At 57.9% G+C, this 18,585-nt stretch carries 16 protein-coding genes; 3 read left to right on the forward strand and 13 right to left on the reverse strand.

What is annotated here, in order from left to right; genetic code table 11:
• From ABRP88_RS09070 to ABRP88_RS09085, 4 genes are all read right to left on the reverse strand, one after another.
• The coding region (locus ABRP88_RS09070) for an ABC transporter ATP-binding protein (protein WP_349836999.1) at positions 1-669 on the reverse strand (669 nt) is incomplete at its 3' end.
• A 286-nt stretch (positions 670-955) separates the two neighbouring features.
• Complete coding sequence (locus ABRP88_RS09075; protein ID WP_349837000.1) at positions 956-1,324, reverse strand: DUF1129 domain-containing protein; 369 nt, start codon at positions 1,322-1,324, stop codon at positions 956-958.
• Position 1,325: 1 nt separating this feature from the next.
• The gene (locus tag ABRP88_RS09080; RefSeq protein WP_349837001.1) at positions 1,326-1,652 is read right to left on the reverse strand and encodes a PadR family transcriptional regulator; all 327 of its coding nucleotides are present in this window, start codon (positions 1,650-1,652) and stop codon (positions 1,326-1,328) included.
• A 506-nt stretch (positions 1,653-2,158) separates the two neighbouring features.
• Positions 2,159-2,746, reverse strand: a complete 588-nt coding sequence (locus ABRP88_RS09085) for a three-helix bundle dimerization domain-containing protein (RefSeq protein WP_349837002.1) — start codon at positions 2,744-2,746, stop codon at positions 2,159-2,161.
• 166 nt (positions 2,747-2,912) lie between these two features.
• Between ABRP88_RS09085 and ABRP88_RS09090 the strand changes: the two genes are divergently transcribed.
• Entirely contained in the window at positions 2,913-4,766 is a 1,854-nt protein-coding gene (locus tag ABRP88_RS09090) for a chorismate-binding protein (RefSeq protein WP_349837003.1), read from the forward strand.
• Complete coding sequence (locus tag ABRP88_RS09095) at positions 4,763-5,515, forward strand: aminotransferase class IV (protein WP_349837004.1); 753 nt, start codon at positions 4,763-4,765, stop codon at positions 5,513-5,515. The genes ABRP88_RS09090 and ABRP88_RS09095 overlap by 4 nt, the downstream gene beginning before the upstream one ends.
• Before the next feature lie 82 nt (positions 5,516-5,597).
• Here ABRP88_RS09095 and ABRP88_RS09100 read toward each other — a convergent pair whose 3' ends face one another.
• The 4 genes from ABRP88_RS09100 to glf form a co-directional block, all read right to left on the reverse strand.
• Entirely contained in the window at positions 5,598-7,073 is a 1,476-nt protein-coding gene (locus ABRP88_RS09100; protein ID WP_349837005.1) for an ATP-binding protein, read from the reverse strand.
• A 160-nt stretch (positions 7,074-7,233) separates the two neighbouring features.
• Entirely contained in the window at positions 7,234-8,163 is a 930-nt protein-coding gene (locus ABRP88_RS09105) for an alpha/beta hydrolase (RefSeq protein ID WP_349837006.1), read from the reverse strand.
• 23 nt (positions 8,164-8,186) lie between these two features.
• A complete protein-coding gene (locus ABRP88_RS09110) occupies positions 8,187-8,402 on the reverse strand; it encodes a hypothetical protein (protein ID WP_349837007.1) in 216 nt (71 codons plus the stop codon).
• A 62-nt stretch (positions 8,403-8,464) separates the two neighbouring features.
• Positions 8,465-9,661, reverse strand: coding sequence for a UDP-galactopyranose mutase (glf, locus tag ABRP88_RS09115; RefSeq protein WP_349837008.1), 1,197 nt, complete (start codon positions 9,659-9,661; stop codon positions 8,465-8,467).
• 158 nt (positions 9,662-9,819) lie between these two features.
• On the opposite strand from glf, the gene ABRP88_RS09120 reads away from it, so the two are divergent.
• Positions 9,820-11,721: an N-acetylmuramoyl-L-alanine amidase gene (locus ABRP88_RS09120; protein ID WP_349837009.1), complete on the forward strand. Its 1,902-nt coding sequence runs from the start codon at positions 9,820-9,822 to the stop codon at positions 11,719-11,721.
• A gap of 19 nt (positions 11,722-11,740) precedes the next feature.
• Here ABRP88_RS09120 and ABRP88_RS09125 read toward each other — a convergent pair whose 3' ends face one another.
• The 5 genes from ABRP88_RS09125 to ABRP88_RS09145 form a co-directional block, all read right to left on the reverse strand.
• Positions 11,741-12,571: an HAD family hydrolase gene (locus ABRP88_RS09125; RefSeq protein WP_349837010.1), complete on the reverse strand. Its 831-nt coding sequence runs from the start codon at positions 12,569-12,571 to the stop codon at positions 11,741-11,743.
• A 22-nt stretch (positions 12,572-12,593) separates the two neighbouring features.
• On the reverse strand, positions 12,594-14,141 hold the full coding sequence (gene glpK / locus ABRP88_RS09130; protein WP_349837011.1) for a glycerol kinase GlpK: 1,548 nt from the start codon (positions 14,139-14,141) through the stop codon (positions 12,594-12,596).
• A gap of 30 nt (positions 14,142-14,171) precedes the next feature.
• Positions 14,172-14,909, reverse strand: a complete 738-nt coding sequence (locus tag ABRP88_RS09135; RefSeq protein WP_349837012.1) for an MIP/aquaporin family protein — start codon at positions 14,907-14,909, stop codon at positions 14,172-14,174.
• A 12-nt stretch (positions 14,910-14,921) separates the two neighbouring features.
• Positions 14,922-16,646: a glycerol-3-phosphate dehydrogenase/oxidase gene (locus ABRP88_RS09140; protein ID WP_349837013.1), complete on the reverse strand. Its 1,725-nt coding sequence runs from the start codon at positions 16,644-16,646 to the stop codon at positions 14,922-14,924.
• Between the two features lie 300 nt (positions 16,647-16,946).
• Positions 16,947-18,578, reverse strand: coding sequence for a lysophospholipid acyltransferase family protein (locus ABRP88_RS09145; protein ID WP_349837014.1), 1,632 nt, complete (start codon positions 18,576-18,578; stop codon positions 16,947-16,949).
• Positions 18,579-18,585: the final 7 nt, after the last annotated feature.

The raw sequence follows: 18,585 nt of genomic DNA on the forward strand, positions 1-18,585 counted from the left end.
CAACACCGACCCTGACACTGTCCCCCGATTCACAGATTCAGGAAGGACAGATACACCACTCCACCGGACTTGACCTTCGGAGACTGCATGAGTGATTACTAATACGGTAACTCCCTTATGAGAGAGGGCCTCAATTTCGTCCCATACTAGCCGGCGATTTAGCGCATCCAGCTCATTCGTGGGCTCATCCAGAATGACGAATGGGCGGTTTGAGGAGATAGCGATCGCAAGTTGGACAAGTTTACTTTGTCCACCAGATAGCGATCTCACCTCTTGATTGTGAAATCGAAGAATGCCTAGCTTTTCTAGGAGACATTTCTGCTGTTTGTTCGATGACTTCGTCCCGTACAGCCGACCAAAGAAATCCATTGATTCCTTTACAGTCATAGTGTTTAGGGCTAGGGGAGATTGCGACAAATATGCGACATTTGACCTCTGCCAGTCAGAGGTCGCGGACGCATCTCTGCCTTCATTTATCCAGATATGGCCGGAAGTAGGGCGTAGTACGCCGGTAAGGATTCGAGCTAAACTACTTTTCCCTGAACCGTTGCGCCCAATTAAACCGTAGACACTACCCTTGTCGATGCTTAGCGAAACGTTGTCGACTGCGGGCTTTTGTTGATTGGGGTAGGCCTTACAGAGACGCTCTAGTCGTACAAGTTCTGACATGACCTAACGTCCTTTAGTTGACAACGAAACTGCCTAGACTTTTCGGCGGACGATGTCAAAGCAGTTGAAGCAATATCATCATCCGCGATTGATTGCGATAGTAGCATTCTCAATTCGGGCCTGACCCCCGGAAAGTGTACACGCCGGGGGTCAGGCCCCTCCTTATGCAGGTTAGGTTCCCACACACAAACCATCAGACACTCTCTGGTATAATACACCCGCCGTGCCGCAGGCGGGAATTGCAGAAAGGGTCCGACTTCTCTAAAGGATGGATCCGACGGCGGATTTAGACTTTAGAAAATCTTTTCACGTCAAAAGCTATACCAATCGGCATGCAAATAAGTGGAATAAATTTAACTAACGATACTGCGCTGGAAGCCTCATCGCCTTTAAACAAGACATGCAAGGTAACGAAGCCTATAACTGCAAGGGCAATTCCAATAGCCGTAAAAAGGTAGAACTGCTTTTTAGGACGATTTGGGTAGAGCGCTTCCGCATATTCATCAGGGGCTCCAAACTCGTTCCTCAAGTTAACCCCAGCACCGTCACTTTCCATGACTCTTAGAATTTCTTGATTAATATCCGATTCGGAGACTGACCTTAACCTAAGTTCCCGAGCCAGGCTTTTCAGGTATTCGTCATTGAGAGTGCTCATGCTATTTCCCTTCCATCACATTGCGGATACCGCTTAGTAAGTACTCCACGTTCTGGACGCCCTCCTTGAGAGCATCTCGACCGGTGTCTGTAATCTGAATCATTTTCCGAGGAGGATCATCATGTAATTCCGCCCATCTCGAAGCAATGAGCCCTTCTTCCTCCAACCGAGTTAAAAGCGGATACACCGTACCGCTTTTGAAATCTCCAAGATTGAAACTTACGAGCATTTTTCTGATCTCATAACCGTATGACTCTCTCTTTGAAAGAATCGCCAGAATCGACAAAGGCAATACCGAAGATGCAATTTTACGAGTCCATTGCTTCACGAAACCTCCAACAAATATTTCAACCCAAGATAGATCGATAACCTACGTAGGTAGCAATGCTACCTACGGTAAGGGTTGCCCCTCTAAAATGCGCGGACTTAAGTCAATTGATTTTCTTTACACCATTCTCAAAGAGAATATGGGCAATGGCACTAGCCCTGTCCTTAACCACAGGGGGTCACTTCAGTCCCCTCCATCTACCTGGGGAGCTACCAGCATTCAGCCGCTTACCAGCAACACCACGGAAACCAATGACGCCTGAATAGGCCAACTCTTCTATAAAAACGACACCACACGAAGGGACGCAACCGCTATTTGCGGGCAACCCCAATATTCTTAAAAGTGTCCGGATCCCCTCCTGCTACTTAACCCATGTCTTCGACGCCGCAGGCTTCCGCTCGCGTCGCCCGCCCTATCAGGCCTCCCACCGGAATGGAAGTACACTGCACGCATGATGAAAGGGCTGAGGTTTCCCTCAGCCCTTTTTGCTTTCGCCCTGCCTTAGGCTAGACGCGCACGGATTCAGTTACCGGCTCGATGCCCAGCTTGTTCAGCATGTAGTACACGCGGGCTTCTAGGTCATCGGCAAGCTCACGGGCCTGCTCCACGGTCTCAGCCGGAGCGATGTCCCAGATCTTGATGTCCTTGCCGGCTTCATCGCGCTCGACCTCGCGGCCCAGGTAAACGATGTAGTCCGGCATGGCCACGGTCCGCACCTCTTCAAGGTATTTTTTGGGCGCTTGGCCCATGCCGCGCTCGCTCATGACGTGGGCTAAGTGGTCATTGCCGTCATTTTCCGGGTGTGCGGCGGCGGTATCGACGTAGAGCGCCTCCCCCGCGTGCTTTTTGGTGAGGTCCGCGGCGGCCTTGGCCAGGGCGTGGTTATTGCCCGCGGCGAAGCGAACATGGATGCGGTGGGCACCGAAGAACTCGCGCACCTCGCGCTCTACCAGCACGGGGATGAATTCCACGAGCCCGGCGCTAGCGGTGTGCTTGGCGATGACCTCGTCCAACTTCGCATCGATTTCAGCACGGGTATATCCGTGACCGTACTTGGTGTGCAGGTCGTGACGGAGGGTTTCAAACTGGTTCATTGTTATCCCCTTTCCTGGATTCTTTCCCCGTTTGCTTGTTGTTAACTTAAAGTTAACTTTACAACGCGGTGTGACATACGTCAATTGGTTGGTCGCAACCTAGTAGTTAAGTCGCGCGTGGAGCAAGTTACGCGTGGGGCGCACTGGGCTATAGACTCTGCCTTTGATGATCCTGCTCATTGATAATTACGACTCGTACACGTTTAACCTCGCGCACCTCATCGCAGAGGTCTCCGGAACCGGGCCCCTTGTCGTTCCCGCGGGCGAGGCCACCGGCATCCCAGGTCGCGTGCGCGCCGGCGAGTTCAGCCACGTGGTTATCTCCCCTGGTCCAGGAACCCCGGAGGAAGAAAGCGACTTTGGCATGTCCCGCCGCGTTATCGAGGCGGCCGCCGCAGCGCGGATTCCCCTGCTCGGCGTCTGCCTTGGCCACCAAGGCTTGGCGATGCTCGCCGGCGCTCGCATAAGCCGCGCGCCCGAACCACGCCACGGTTTTGTCTCCACCATTAGCCATTCCGGCGAGGGAATTTTTGCCACCATCCCGCAGGACTTTCAGGTGGTGCGCTATCACTCGCTGCACATTGAACCTGCCCCCGGCATCACCGTGCATGCCCGCAGCGAGGACGGCACCGTCCAGGCCCTCAAGGTCGATGGCCTGCCTCATTGGGGCGTGCAATTCCACCCCGAATCGGTGCTGACACAGCACGGCGCGACCCTGCTGCGCAATTTCCTCGGCGGTTTTCGCCTCCTCCACCGCGAGATCCCCGGCGCGATTGACTGCCCCAGCGTCTTCGCGGCGCTGCAGGCAGACGGCAACGACGCCTTCTTCCTTGACTCCGCCGATGCGCGCGGGCGCTATAGCATTCTTGGTGATGCCACCGGTCCCCTCAGCCGATCCTTTCGCTACCGGCTTGGCGATGCCCCCGATATCCTCACCACCCTCGAGCGTGAGCTATCCACGCAGGTCTTTGACGCGCCGGATCTGCCATTTACCGGCGGGGTGGTCGGCTACCTCGGCTACGAATGCGCGCAGCTTACCCTGCCCATCCAACTGCGCCACCGCTCGCCTTATCCCGATGCCTACTTCATCCGGCCGCAGTCCTTCCTCGTCTACGATCACCACCGGCAAGTAGCGCACCTGTGCTGCCTCGATGGCGACGGCGACGGCGCGCAGGGCCTGCTCGACCGGCTGGAGGAAGCCCTGGAAGGTGGGCAGGTGGGAAGCGAGGGGGCATCGGCAAGCGCGGGCACTTGGCGCACCACCGACTACCTGGCCCGAATCCAGCGCGCCCAAGAGCTCTTGCACGCCGGGGAAAGCTACGAGGTGTGCCTGACCGATACCTATTCCGCGCAGGCGACCGGCGATATTTATGCGGCGCTGCGCCGGCACAACCCGGCACCGTACGCGGCGCATCTGGTCTTTAACGGCGTGGAAATCTGCAGCGCTTCGCCCGAGCGCTTCCTCAGCGTGCGCGATAACCGCGTCGAGGCTAAGCCCATCAAGGGCACCATTCCGGCCCACCAAGACCCCGCGCTGCTTCGCGATGACCCCAAGACCCGCGCCGAAAACCTCATGATCGTAGACCTTTTGCGCAACGATTTATCCCGCGTGTGCGAGCCCGGCACCGTGCGCGTTCCGGGGCTGATGAACGTGGAAAGCTACGCCACCGTGCACCAGCTGGTCTCCACAATCACCGGCCAGTTGCGCCCCGGCGCCACCGCGCTCGATGCCATCCGCGCTGCTTTCCCGCCCGGCTCCATGACCGGCGCGCCGAAGCTGCGCACCTGCGAGATCATCGATGCCCTCGAGCGCGGCCCCCGCGGCGTCTATTCCGGTATCGTGGGCTACCTCGGCTATTCCGGCGAGGCGGATTTCAGCGTGGTGATCCGCACCGCAGTGCGCTCGGGTTCCGAGGTCACCGTCGGCGCCGGCGGGGCCATCGTCCTCGATTCCGACCCGGCAGCCGAGCTGGCCGAAAGAAACCTCAAAGCCCAATCGGTCCTAGGAGCGTGGATATGAGCTCCTACATCTGGCACGACGGCACCTTTCTCCCCTGCTCCCGACCGGCCGCCGCATGCACCGTGGCCGATTCCTGGCGGCATTCAGCAGGCCGCACGCACGGTCTCCACCTGCATCTAGAGCGTTTCGAATCCGCCGCGGGGCTCCTGCCCGCCGGTTTCGTCTCCGCCATGCTGGAGCTGCTTGCCGATGGCGAGCTCTTTCCCCGCATTGCTCTTATCGAAGGCAACTTATACCTCGATATTCGCCCCGCACCGACCCCGCGCGCCCACACGCGTCTTACTTATACACAGGCCCCCGATCCCCGCGTACAGCCTCTCATTAAAGGCCCGGACCTGCTCGCCCTGGCCGCCTACCGCGAGCAGTATCAGGTAAGCGGCACCGATGACACCGCGATTATCGATGCCCACGGCACCATCGCAGAAGCCACCACCGGCGCGCTCATCGCCTGGGCCGGCGACACGCTCCTGCTCCCTACCGGAGTGCGCCTGCCCAGCGTGACCCTGCGCCAGGTCTTGGACCGCTGCAAAGACTTGAGGATTTCCACCGCGCAGCGCCCATTGACCCCGGCACTCGCTGCGGAATGTCCCCTGTGGTTTATCAATTCACTGCATGGCATTAGCCCGGTCAGCTCTATACACACACCACACGGCACCATCACCCCGCCGCCGCACCCGGAGGCCGCAAGCTGGCAAAGCTGGTGGTGGCAGGGTTTTAGCGCCGCGGGTGCAGGCGAACACTACACATAACACTCAACACAACACTCAACATGTGCAGTGTTGTGTTGAGTGTTCGTGTTGAGTGTTGAGTGTTGGGTGTTCAGGCGCCTGTCTATTTAACCAAGCGATACCTCTGTTTAGGGCTGCGCAAAGGCTCCGTACGCTCGATCCTTCCACTATCTACCAATTGGTTCAGGATTCTGCGCACCCCACCAACAGAAATCCCGGCGGCCGCCGCAAGCTCACGGCTATTCGCGGACTGATGCTGAGCCAAATACTCCAGAATCCGTTCACTAGAACCGCCGTGTATAGACGCACTCCGCTCTGGCAAAGTCATTTCACGCCGTTCAAAAGTTAACGTGAACGTGGTCAACGAATCCGTCGGCTTCGGCGGAGGAAGAAGTGTCTTTTGCAGCTGATCAAGAATCTCAATGTAGCCAGTTCCACGATTTTCCGCCACGTACCCAGACCCACCGGAGATAGCCGTTACCTCCAATAGCTGAGACAGGTGTTGATTCCTCGCACTTGTCATGCCTGGGTCCCCAAGGTTATTGACGTTCACCATCCCAAAAAGGCCACCCGGATTAATGATTTCTAGCCGGTCAGCGTACATATCAACCTGCACCTGTGTCCCTCTAGCCTGGGGAGAATAGTCCCTGTGCATGAGCGCATTAGCAACTGCTTCCCTAACCGCTACTGGAGGATAATCCGGCAAGTCTTCTCGGAACGCCCCGTCGACGACGCTGCCTACCCGCATATTTTTCTCAACCGCGAAAACCACCGCTGGCACCAATTCCGGAATCGGGCCTACAAAACTCGCGTTATCAATAAATCTTTGGCCTTTGGTCGACGTCTTATCCGTTCCCGCATAAGCGGTAAAAGTTACATTGAGCCGCGGGAAAAATTCTTGCGGATAAATGCCGGCTGCTAATAAGCCAGCCAAGGTTGGATGAACTTCCCCATCATCTCCCACACCGGTGAGATGCAGGGCTTTCAATGTCCTTTCATCAGAGAACTTGCCAAAGATCCCAGGCCGCAGGCTGCGTTCGCGATCTAGGATTTGCTGGACGATGTCCCGATCCAGGTCTGCAATAGTAGCCGCCTCCACGACCTCTAGATCCCACGAGGGCTGCATCTTATTTTCTTCGAGACGATCAATTTCATAGGGCTTCAATAGCCGGTCTTCATCGTGCTCGCGAATGTAGCTGCCGTTGTATTTAGATTGCGCAGTAACCCAGCATGGTTTATCAAAGGGAGCAAGCTCTGGAATTTCCGCAACTACTACCGGCGCGCCATCGACAGCACCAATTTCCACATCGGCACGGACGGCAGGGGTCAATTTCTCCGCGCAGGCCTCCACAAAGGCTTTGGCTATGGGCTCGGCTTGGAAACCTTCGACGGGAAGAAACCCCGAGTCCTCATCGAGGCCAAAGATGATCGTTCCGCCTTTTCCGTTGGCAAAAGCAGACACCGACCGCGTTATCTTCTTAGGAAGGCCTCCGCCAGCTGCCTTTACTTCGACCGTGCCGGTGTCTTTGCCTATGGCGCGCAGATTGTGAACAATCCGCTCAATTTCTTCTAGGTCCATCGTTTCCCCGTTTGCCTCTCACCTTCAGCCGAGCATTACACATAACACTACACATAACACTCAACACAACACTGCACATGTTGAGTGTTGTGTTGAGTGTTCGTGTTGGGTGTTGAGTGTTCACGCCGCGCTTCCCTTTAGCTCGGGCAGATCGCGACCTTTAGCTCTGGCCCCGCAGCGAGCGCTTTAATTCGCTGCCAATAATGGTGCGCGCAATCAACGCATCCGAAATAATCCCGCCCATCTGGACGAACGGATGGACCTGCCCCTTAAATTCGATAGAACTCACTACATTGCCCGCATTGAGCATTCGCTCAGCGTAGTCACTTACCTCAGAGACCAACGGATCGAGTTCACCGGTAATTACCGTCGCTGGGGGCAGCCCCGCCAGATCGCCATTCCTGCCGGGGGACATACGGATATCCGTGCGGTCTGCGGTGCCGACGTAAGAATCATAAAAGTAGTTAAGGCGCCGCCGGGTGAGGTAGTAGCCGTCGCTAAAATCCGAATGGGATTGCGTGTCAAAGGTGGATAAATCCATGACGGGATAGATCAACACTTGATGAGCCAGCTGATCGCGCAGTTCTTGCGCGATCACCGCTGCAATATTGCCGCCCGCGCTGTCTCCGCCCACGGCAACACGCGTTGGATCGATGCCAATCCCCAATTCTCCTTGTAGCACTCCATCTACTACCGCACGGCAATCATCTAGTGGTGCCGGGAAGGGGTACTCCGGTGCACGGCGATAGTGCACGCTGATACAGATGATTCCCGATTCTGCGGCAATGTCCCGCACGGTTGTATCTGTGGTTTCTAAATCCCCAAGCACCCAGCCGCCTCCGTGGAAGAAGATGAAGGCAGGTTCGGCTGGCTGGGCATCGGAAAGCTCCAGCCCCTCCGGTATATAAACCCGCACCGTGACACCGCGCACCGAGGTCTCATACACGGACGCCATCCGGGTTTTCTTGCCCCACGCCGATGCCGTTTTCAGCTGGGCGGCACGGTTTTCTTCCGGGCTACGCGTATCTAGCTGTGGAGCATCCTTGTTTAAGTCGAGGAATTTTTGGGCTTCGGGCTGAATAAACACCATAAAAATACTTTCCAGCGCTGCACCTATTGAGCAATGCGAGCACTCATAATCGCGGGGTTAAGTAGCGGAAAGGCCCGCCGGGTGTTCCGGCAGGCCTTCTTTGCTTGCTGCTTTTTCTTATCGGGAATGCGCGTTGCGCGGCTGCGCAGTTTCAGATGTTCCTGGAGCCGCTCCGGGGACATCTTCCACATGCTGCGGTCCGCATGCCCGGGCTTGGTGTATTTCTTGCGTTGAGCCATGCCGTCACCTCCTAACCTGTGAGGTGATTAAGCATAGCGTGCCCAGGGCAAATTAGCAGCTCTTAGTGCCCGCGTTCTTGCTCGATGGCCTTGCCCTCGTTCCAGAAGGGCACGAGCTTGTTATCGAATAGGGACAGAGCGGCACCGATGGCCATGTGCATATCCAAGTACTGATAGGTGCCCAGGCGGCCGCCGAATAACACCTTGTTCTCCTTTGCTTCTTGGGCGGCCAATTTGCGGTACGCCTCCAGCTTGGAGCGGTCCTCCGGAGTGTTGATGGGGTAATACGGCTCATCGCCCTTATCGGCAAAGCGCGAGTACTCCTTCATGATGACCGTCTTATCGGAGGGGTAACGATCCTTGCGCTCTGGGTGGAAGTGGCGGAACTCGTGGATGCGGGTGAAGTCCACATCAGCATCGTTGTAGTTCATCACCGGGGTGCCCTGGAAGTCACCGGTATCGAGGACCTCGAGGTCGAAGTCCAAGGTGCGCCAGCCGAGCTCGCCTTCGGCGAAGTCAAAGTAGCGGTCCAGCGGGCCGGTGTAGATAACGGGGGCATCTGGGGACTCGGCGCGCAGGTCCTCGCGAACATCGAACCAATCGGTATCCAGGCGGACCTCGATGTTTTCATGATCCGCCATGTTTTCTAGCCACGCCGCATAGCCATCGACGGGCAGGCCTTCATAGGTGTCGTTGAAGTAGCGGTTATTGAAGGTGTAACGCACCGGCAGGCGGGTGATATTGCTGGCTGGCAGTTCCTTGGGGTCGGTCTGCCACTGCTTGGCGGTGTAGTCCCGGATGAACGCCTCATAGAGCGGGCGGCCAATGAGCGCGATGGCCTTTTCCTCCAGGTTCTTGGCCTCATCCGCAGAGAATTCGCCAGCTTGGTCCTTGATCAATTCGCGGGCCTCATCGGGCGAGTAGTAACGGCCGAAGAATTGGTTGATTAGCCCCAGCCCCATGGGGAATTGGTAGGCGGTGCCATCGTGCATGGCAAAGACGCGGTGCTGGTAGTCGGTGAAATCAGTGAACTGGTTGCAGTACTCCCACACGCGCTTATTAGAGGTGTGGAAGAGGTGCGCGCCGTATTTGTGCACTTCAATTCCGGTAGTGGGCTCCGCCTCGGAGTAGGCATTGCCACCCAGGTGCTCGCGGCGCTCAACGATGAGCACCTTCTTTCCCAGCTGGCTAGCGGCCCTTTCCGCAACGGTCAGGCCAAAGAATCCGGAACCAACAACGATGAGGTCATAAGAAGTCATGGCTTCCACTTTATTGCACTCCAGAGGGGAACACGGGTCATCGGCGTGTCGCAACAAGATTCACAGTTGTCACACTCGTAGCATCACTATCAACTGTTAACTTTTGGCAACCGTTTTTACAGCTACACCGGCACTTAACTCAACCCAGGGAGAATAGAGTGAAGCAACGACGTCGACTAGTTCCCACGAGGTCAACGTGGACCACACCCGTCATCGCGACGGTTTCCTCCATTGCCCTCGTCATGGCGGCCGCATTCGGCGGCCAGCAGGTCCTTAAAACCCAGGACTCCGGTTCTGGCGGACCCATCGAGGTTAAAAATGCCTCTGAAAGCTTTAGCAACGCCGACTCCGTCGTCGTTGATGATCCCGCCGTGGCAGCGCAAGGCGATGGCGAGGGCCCGCGTGCCGTCAAGCACTTCCACCGCGACGAGGCATTCAACATGTTCGCCGTGACCTGGGAGGGCAAGCGCGACGTGCACTCCTTCGTCCGCTCCAAGCAGGAGGACGGCTCCTGGAGCGAATGGTTCGATATGGATGCCATGAACTACGGCGATGGCAAGAACGGTACCGAGCTTATTTACGTGGGAGATACCAACGATGTGCAGGTATCCATGGCTAATGTGGACCTCGTAACCGGTTCCAACCTGGATGACGATGCTGAGTTGCCCGATAAAGCAACCGGTGCTGCGGATGCCAACCGCGCCGCCGCGCAGCCCTATAACGTCGGCGATATCGCCCCAGTAGCTGATGAAAACAACACCGACCGCACCACCGTGTCGGACCTAGATGCCGTCTTTATGGACGGCAATGCCCAAGAAGGCCAAGCCATCGAACCTACTGCCGCCACCGATGGGATGCCAAAGGTAGTTTCTCGCTCCGGATGGGGCGCCGATGAATCCAAGCGCTGCCAGCAGCCCACCTACGATGACGGCATCAAGGCGATGACGCTGCACCACACCGCGGGCTCCAATAACTACACCCCGGCACAGGCCGCCGCGCAGGTTCGCGCTGCCTATGAATACCACGCTCAGAACCTGGGCTGGTGCGATATTGGATACAACGTGCTCGTGGATAAGTTCGGCACCATTTACGAAGGTCGCTACGGCGGGCTCGACAAGGCCGTCCAGGGCGCACACGTGGGTGGCTTCAACTCCCACAACTGGGGTATTTCCATGATTGGTAACTACGAAAATGAGGAACCGTCAGAAAAGATGCTGAATTCGGTGGCAGAAATTGCCGGGTGGAAGGCAGCTATCTCCGGCATCGATCCCACGGGCACCGCTACCCTGACCTCTGGTGGCTTTGGCGGCTCCCGCTTTCCAGCCGGCGCGCAGGCTACCGTACCCGCATTCAGTGGACACAATGATTTCCACTACACCCAGTGCCCGGGTCGCTACACCACGCAGAAGTGGCAGCAGATCCGCGATAACACCAAGCAGAAGTACAACGCGGTTAAGGCTGGCAGTAACTCTGCTGCAATGAACTGGGATAAGAAGTCGCCATCGAGTAACGGCGGTCATTCCACCCCGGGCGAGGCCACCTCCTCCATCGGCGGGGTGGACATTCCGGTATCGACCATCCAGGCCTTGGCAGGCATCGCCGCCGCCGTATTCGGCGTCTTGGTTGCCAATGACCGCGTGGCACAGCCAGATGCTGATAAGAAGATTGCCGGTGACCTGACCGCCGGCGATATTCCGAATATCGTCAACAAGGTTGTACAGCTTTCTAATAACGAAGGCCTCAAGGAATCCTGGACCTCCGTCCTGAACGCCTTTGGTCCCGTCTTGGGTCTCGCCGTTGGCGGACCGGACACCACCGATTCCGGCAAGATTATGTACCAGCTCTTCAAAAACGGTGTGGTCCTCTCCTCCGAGGACTCCGAGGCAAAGGCCCTGACCGGAGAGATTGCCAAGAAGTGGGCGGAAGGCGATAACGCTTCCAAGCTCGGCCTGCCCACCACAAACGAGATGAAAGACGGCAAGGAAATCCGCGTCCAGTTCCAGGGCGGCGAGATTGTCTACAACATGGATACCGAAAAGGTAGACATCTACACCGACTAACCTCCCCGTGGAGCGGGAGTTAGAACCAGCGCTCCAATACCTTTGCCACGCCCGCCTGGTGGTTGGCCACGGTGACCGCATCAGCGGCCGCCTTCACCGCCGGGAGGGCGTTTTCCATTGCCACCCCGCAGTCGGCCCAGGTGAGCATCTCAATATCGTTGGGCATATCCCCAAAAGCAATGGTCTCTTCCTGCGCTATCCCATGCTGGTTGGCCAACCACTCCACGCCGCGGCGCTTGGTGACGTTGGGGGCCGCGACCTCTAATACACCCTCCTGCATGGAATAGGTAATATGCGCCAGCTCCGGATCAATATGGGGAGCAATCAAGTCGTAGAGTTCCGGTGCGGAATAATCCGTATTCCGGATAAGCAGCTTGACCACCGGCTGCGCCACCAGCTCGCCCACGCTGACCACACCAAAGCCCTCAAAGAGGGCATTTTCGGAGTAGTGAGGGTCGACCACGAAGAGCTGATCGGGGGCATCGGCAAGCGAACCGCCCGCCCGCTCTGCGCCAAAGCCAACCGTGCCGAGGACGCGCTGCGCTACCGTCACCACCTCTTCTAGCGCGTCTGGATAAAGCTCCCGCGCGGATAGCACGCGGTCTTCCGCGGAATCATAGAGCACCGCCCCATTTGAGGTCACGCATACCGGGCGCACCGTAAGCTGCTCCAGGACCGGCTCTATCCAGCGAAAAGGCCTGCCGGTGGACAAAGCAAAATAAGCACCCTGCTGCACCGCCCGCGCCACTGCGTCGCGGTTGCGACGCGGGACGCGATGATTGCGGTCCAACAGGGTGCCGTCAATATCACTCGCGATGAGCCGAGGGGCCCGGGTAGGGAAAGTATCCATACCCGCGAGTTTACTTCAGGACTTAGAAGTCGAATTCATCCTCATCGGAGTCTTCCCAGTTCAAGGAACGCTTGATAGCGCGCTTCCATTCACCGTAGAGGTAATCCGCCTCTTCTTGCTCCATCTTGGGCTTGAATACGGTGAGGTCACCGCGCTGGGTATCCAGGATGCTGAGGTCTTCCCAGAAGCCATTGTCCAAGCCAGCAGCGACAGCGGCGCCGGTTGCGGTGGTCTCAATGTTCTTCGGGCGGTGTACCTCCACACCCAAGATGTCAGCCTGGAACTGCATGAGCAGCTCGTTGGTGGTCATGCCACCATCCACGCGCAGCTCGGTGATTTCCACGCCGGAGTCCGCCACCATGGCATCTGCCACGTCGCGGGTCTGGTAAGCGGTTGCCTCGAGGACGGCGCGAGCCAAGTGCCCACGGTTGGCAAAGCGGGTCAGGCCCACGATGACGCCGCGGGCATCAGAACGCCAGTGCGGGGCGAAGAGACCGGAGAATGCCGGGACAATATAAACGCCGCCGTTGTCCTTGGTCTCCCGTGCCAAGTTCTCGATGGCAGAGGAATTAGGAATGAGCTGCAGGTTATCGCGCAGCCACTGCACCAAGGAGCCCCCCATGGATACGGAGCCTTCCAGTGCGTATACGGGGCGCTCGCCCTCGCGCTGGAAACAGACGGTGGTCAACAGGCCGTTTTCAGAGAACTTCGGGGTGGTACCGGTGTTCAGCAGCAGGAAGAGGCCAGTGCCGTAGGTGTTCTTGGCCGAACCCGCGCGGAAGCAGCCTTGGCCGAACATAGCGGACTGCTGGTCACCCAAGATGGCGCGAATGGGAACGCCGGCGAGGGAACCGCGCTCGCGGACGGTGCGGAAATCACCCAGGGACGGGCGGATCTCCGGCAGCATGGACATCGGAATGCCCATTTCCTTACACAGCTCTTCGTCCCACTCCAGCTTTTCGATGTCCATGAGGAGCGTACGCGAAGCGTTGGTCACGTCCGTTGCGTGCAGCGCTTCCTTGTCGCCGTCCCCCTCGGCACCGCCGGTCAGGTTCCACAGCAACCAAGAGTCAATGGTGCCGAAGAGCAGGTCGCCCTTTTCGGCGCGCTCGCGGACGCCGTCGACATTGTCGAGGATCCACTTAACCTTCGGGCCGGCAGGATAGGAGTTGATCAGCAGGCCAGTGCGACGGCGCCACTTATCCGGGCCCTCTTCACCAGCCAATTCCTTACAGATAGCGGAGGTGCGGGTGTCCTGCCAGACGATGGCGTTGTAGACGGGCTCGCCAGTGTTCTTATCCCACACAACGGTGGTTTCGCGCTGGTTGGTGATACCGACGGAGTCGATATCTTCTACTGTTATATCGCCATTGGCCAAAGCCTCCCCCACGGCGCGGCGGGTGTTGCTCCAGATCTCCTGCGGGTCGTGTTCTACCCAACCCTTTTCTGGGAAGATCTGCTCGTGCTCGAGCTGGCCCACGGATACCTGATCGCCATCGTGGTTGAAGATGATGCAGCGGGTTGACGTGGTTCCCTGGTCAATAGCTGCGACGTATTTCTTATCACTCATGTGTCTAATTTCTCCTGTATAGGGGTTGGATTAAAGCGCAATGGACAGTAGACCAACGGCGACGGCCGAAAGCAGCGGGCCAACAATCGGCACCCAAGCATAGCCCCAGTTAGCGCTGCCCTTGTCCTTAATGGGCAGGACGAAGGCGTACATCAAGCGTGGACCCAAGTCACGGACTGGGTTGATGGCATATCCCGTAGGCGTACCCAGGGACAGGCCGACGGCGACAACAACGAACGCCACACCGAAGTAGCTCAGCGGTCCCAGCTCGCCGCCGGCAGGGCCGAAGGCGATGAACATCAACAATACGGTAGTAGCGATGAACTCGGTCACCGTATTCCAGCCATTGTGCGGGTGAGCAGGGGCCGTGAAGAAGATACCGGCGGTTTCAGAATTGGCCCCGGTGACATTGCCTTCTTCATCGTAGTTATTCGCATCGAAGAGCTGCTTGAATGCGGCCCAGGCCAGGAAGGCACCGAACATAGCGCCCAGGATTTGGCCCAGTGCGTAGAACGGAACCAAGTTCCATTCGAGCGAACCATTGAGTGCGAGCATGAGCGTTACCGCAGGGTTCAAGTGACCGCCGGAGGGGTCGGCGACGCTGGCGCCGACGAAGACACCCATGCCCCACCCCAAGGCGATGACAATCCAGTCGGAGCCACGGGCACCCGAAGTGCGGAGGTTTACCAGCGCACACACGCCGTTACCAAGAAGCATCAGCAACGTGGTGCCGATAAACTCCCACAAAAATGCGTCAGATCCAGCCATTAGCGCCTCCCCTTATCCTTGAGTCTCGGTCGGACGAGCGGAGCCAGCGCGGACCAGAATATCGTTAGCTTCGCGGTCGGTTACAGCTGCCTCAGCGGCCAGCTCTGCCTCGGTGTGCTTGGTGAAGGTATCCACCTCGAGCTGCTTATCTTCCTCGCTCCAATCCAGCAGCGGAGCAACGAAGTCCGCAACAGCGGGAGCTGCGTTGACACCACGGTCACCAAACTCGATGGCAACGCGGAGGCGACGGGTCAAGATATCGTCCAAGTGCAGCGCACCCTCGTGGGTGACGGCGTAGCGCACCTCAGCCCAGAGGTAGGTCTCTGCGCCAGGAACGGGCTCGAGCAAGGACACGTCATCCTGCGCAGGAGCCAGAACCTCACCCAAAAGCGAACCGTAGCGGCCGAGCAAGTGCTCGATGAAGTCCTCGCTCAGGTTGTAGCGGTGGGCCAAGGTAGGAATCTGGTTGGCCAGTGCGTGGTAGCCGGCAGCACCCAGGATCGGGGTGTGCTCGGTGATGGATTCCGGCACCTTGCCGCCGAGTTCTTCCACGGCCAGGTCAACTGCATCCTTACCGATGACGCGGTAGGTGGTGTACTTACCACCGGCAACGGAAACCATACCCGGGGCCACGCGAGCCACGGCGTGGTTGCGGGACAGGTTGGTGGTGGAATCGGACTTACCGGATAGCAGCGGGCGCAGGCCGGAGTAGACACCGACGATGTCATCACGGGTGATCTGGCGGCGCACGCGCTGGTTGACCTCATCCAGGATGTAGTCAATATCCGCCTTGGTGGGGGCGGGATCCGGAAGGGATAGACCCTTTTCCCAGTCGGTATCGGTAGTACCGATGATCCAGTAATCGCCCCATGGGATGACGAAGAGGACGGACTTTTCGGTCACGAAGCACAGTGCTGCTTCTGCATCCAGGGCATCCTTTGGCACGACGATGTGCACGCCCTTGGAAGCGTGAACGGTGAACTTGCCTTCCACACCGGCCAGCTCCTGGATCTTGTCGTTCCAGACGCCGGTGGCATTGATGAAGACCTTACCGCGCACGGTGGTCTCGCGGCCGGTGGCGGTATCACGGACCTTAGCGCCAACGACGCGGCCGCCGCGGTCCTTGTCAAAGCCGATAACTTCGGTATTGGTGCGCACATCGGCGCCGTACTCAGCGGCGCTGCGCAGCACGGTCATGGTGTGGCGGGCATCGTCCACCAGGGTGTCGTAGTAGCGCACACCGCCGACGATGGCGTCTTCCTTCAGGCCCGGGGTGACCTTGAGGGCGCCCTTGCGGGTGAGGTGCTTTTGCATCGGCACGCTCTTTGCGCCACCCATGAGGTCATAAAGGGTAAAGCCACCGAACATCATGACGCGTTCCCATACGTGGTGGGTGAGCGGGAAGATGAACTTCAGCGGCTTGACTAGGTGGGGAGCCAACGTAGACATGTTGAGCTCGCGTTCCTTCAGGGACTCTGCCACGAGGCGGAAGTCAAACATTGCAAGGTAGCGCAGGCCACCATGGAACATCTTGGAAGAGCGGGAAGAGGTACCTGCGGCGAAGTCGCGGGACTCCAGCACAGCGGTCTTCAAACCGCGGGTCGCTGCATCCAGTGCCGCGCCGGCACCTACGGAGCCACCACCGATGATGACCACATCGTAGTCCTCATCCGCGTAGCCATTCCACACATTTTCAAAATATTCGGGGTTAAAGGATTGATTGCTTTGCTGGGTCATTAGAGACCGCATCTCCTTCCTTGGTGCTCATGTGTGCTTGCTCCGACAAACAATGAATGAGATGGCGTAAGCACAGCTAAAAGCAAGTTTTGGATGATTCATGATGGCGACTATTGCACTCTAAAAAGTAGAGCCAATATCTCCTATCTCCTATGCTAGAGGTCACCGGGTAAACATTCACTAGAGGTTTCTCACACGTAACTTCCGGCCCCGTAAGCAGTCAATTTCCGCCCTTTGCTTAGTCATTCAAAAAGAAAACCACCCCCTCGCGGGGGTGGCAACGTCAACGTTTGCACGTGGCTAATCTTTTTGTAGCCGGGCCATCGCTTCCAGAACCTCGGACATACCTGCGCGCTCGGCGGAATAGGTCACTGCCTGCGCCTCCTTGACCACCTCGATGGGTGCGGTCTCTAGGGCAACGACCGGGATGTGATTCAAAAATTCTTCATCTCCTGGCTCATTACCAAAGACCAATGTCTCGCTCGGCTTGGCGTCCAAATCATCTAGGATGCAGTCCACGCCGGCGGCGGCCGTGGCCGAGGTAACCTTCATCGCTTCCTTGTCCACCAGCGGCTTTTCGGCCTGTTCATCAAGCTGGATATGCCACACCGCCTGCGGGACATCGAGATCCGCATCGCACGACACCACGATGAGTACCTCCGCCGCGGGGTAGATGCCTTCTAGCGCCGCCTTCAACCGCGGGGTCAGGACACCATCTTCCCAGTTCAGCGCGCTTTGATGCGCCACTACTACGCGCGGGATGTCAGAAAACTGGGCCTTGAGCCGGTGCGGCAGGCGGGAAACGATCAGGCGCGATTGGGTCGCCGCGGCGAGCAATCCTTGCTCTACCACGGATCCTTCCCAGATCTCCTTGCTGCTTGCGGCAATTGAGGCCTGGGCCTGCGCCACATCGGTCTTCAATTGCGCCATGACATCGGCGACCTTATCCCTGCCTTCATCCAAGCCACGGGTCGCCTCTTCCACCACGGCATTGAGATTGGTTTTGACCCACTCCAAGGTATCGGCCGCGATGTGCTTCTTTTCCTGTGCCTCGTCGCCTTCGTGTATTTCCTGGGCTTCCTTGCCTTTGGCAGAGGCCATGTGGTTGCGTACGAGTTCAACGGAGGAAACAGAAACGCGCTCTTTGAGCCCTACCAAGTCATCGCGCAAACGACGCACTCGGTGCCGCTCCGTTTCCACCTCCGCATCGCGAGCTTCGGCCTCTTCCAGCGTCGGAGCGGAACCGCCCTTGCGCGCAGGAACCCAATATTCGCCGGCGGGCATGGGGCCGAACTCCGCCTCGTAATCCTCCCAAAGTCCCTCTAGGGCCTCCTGCATGCGCCGGCGGATTTCAGCTGTATCGGCTTCTGGGTCCCCAGTGGGGTAATACGGCTCGAGCGCGGCAATAAAGACCGGAGTCTTGGTGCGTCCCAAGTTCTTCTTGTGGCCCTTTGTCCACAGGCGCTGCGAACCAAATATCACCTGCGGGACAACCGGCACGCCGGCTTCAAAAGCGATGCGGGATGCGCCGGTTTTCATGTTACGGATTTCAAAGCTGCGGGAAATCGTGCCTTCAGAAAAGACGCCGACGAGCTCGCCGGCTTCGGCAAGCTCCACCGCCTTGCGCAAGGACTCTTTGCCATCGATGCGATCTACCGGCACGTGCCCCATGGCACGCAGCAGGGCGCCCACGCCCGGGGCACTAAAGATGCTGGCCTTAGCCAGAAAGCGCACCAAACGCTTTTTGCGATAGGCAATGAACGCACCGAAGAGAAAATCCATATACCCGGTGTGATTGCACACGAGGACGGCACCGCCATCATCGGGAATATTTTCTTCCCCCGACAGACGCATCTGCAGGCCTTGGGCCAAGGTGAGGCCGCGCCCAATGTGGGTGATCTGGCGGTACAAGAAATTCGTCGCAGCGTTCATGGTGCTC

The organism is Corynebacterium sp. KPL2734 (assembly GCF_040225595.1).
GTDB classification, from domain to species: domain Bacteria; phylum Actinomycetota; class Actinomycetes; order Mycobacteriales; family Mycobacteriaceae; genus Corynebacterium; species Corynebacterium rhinophilum.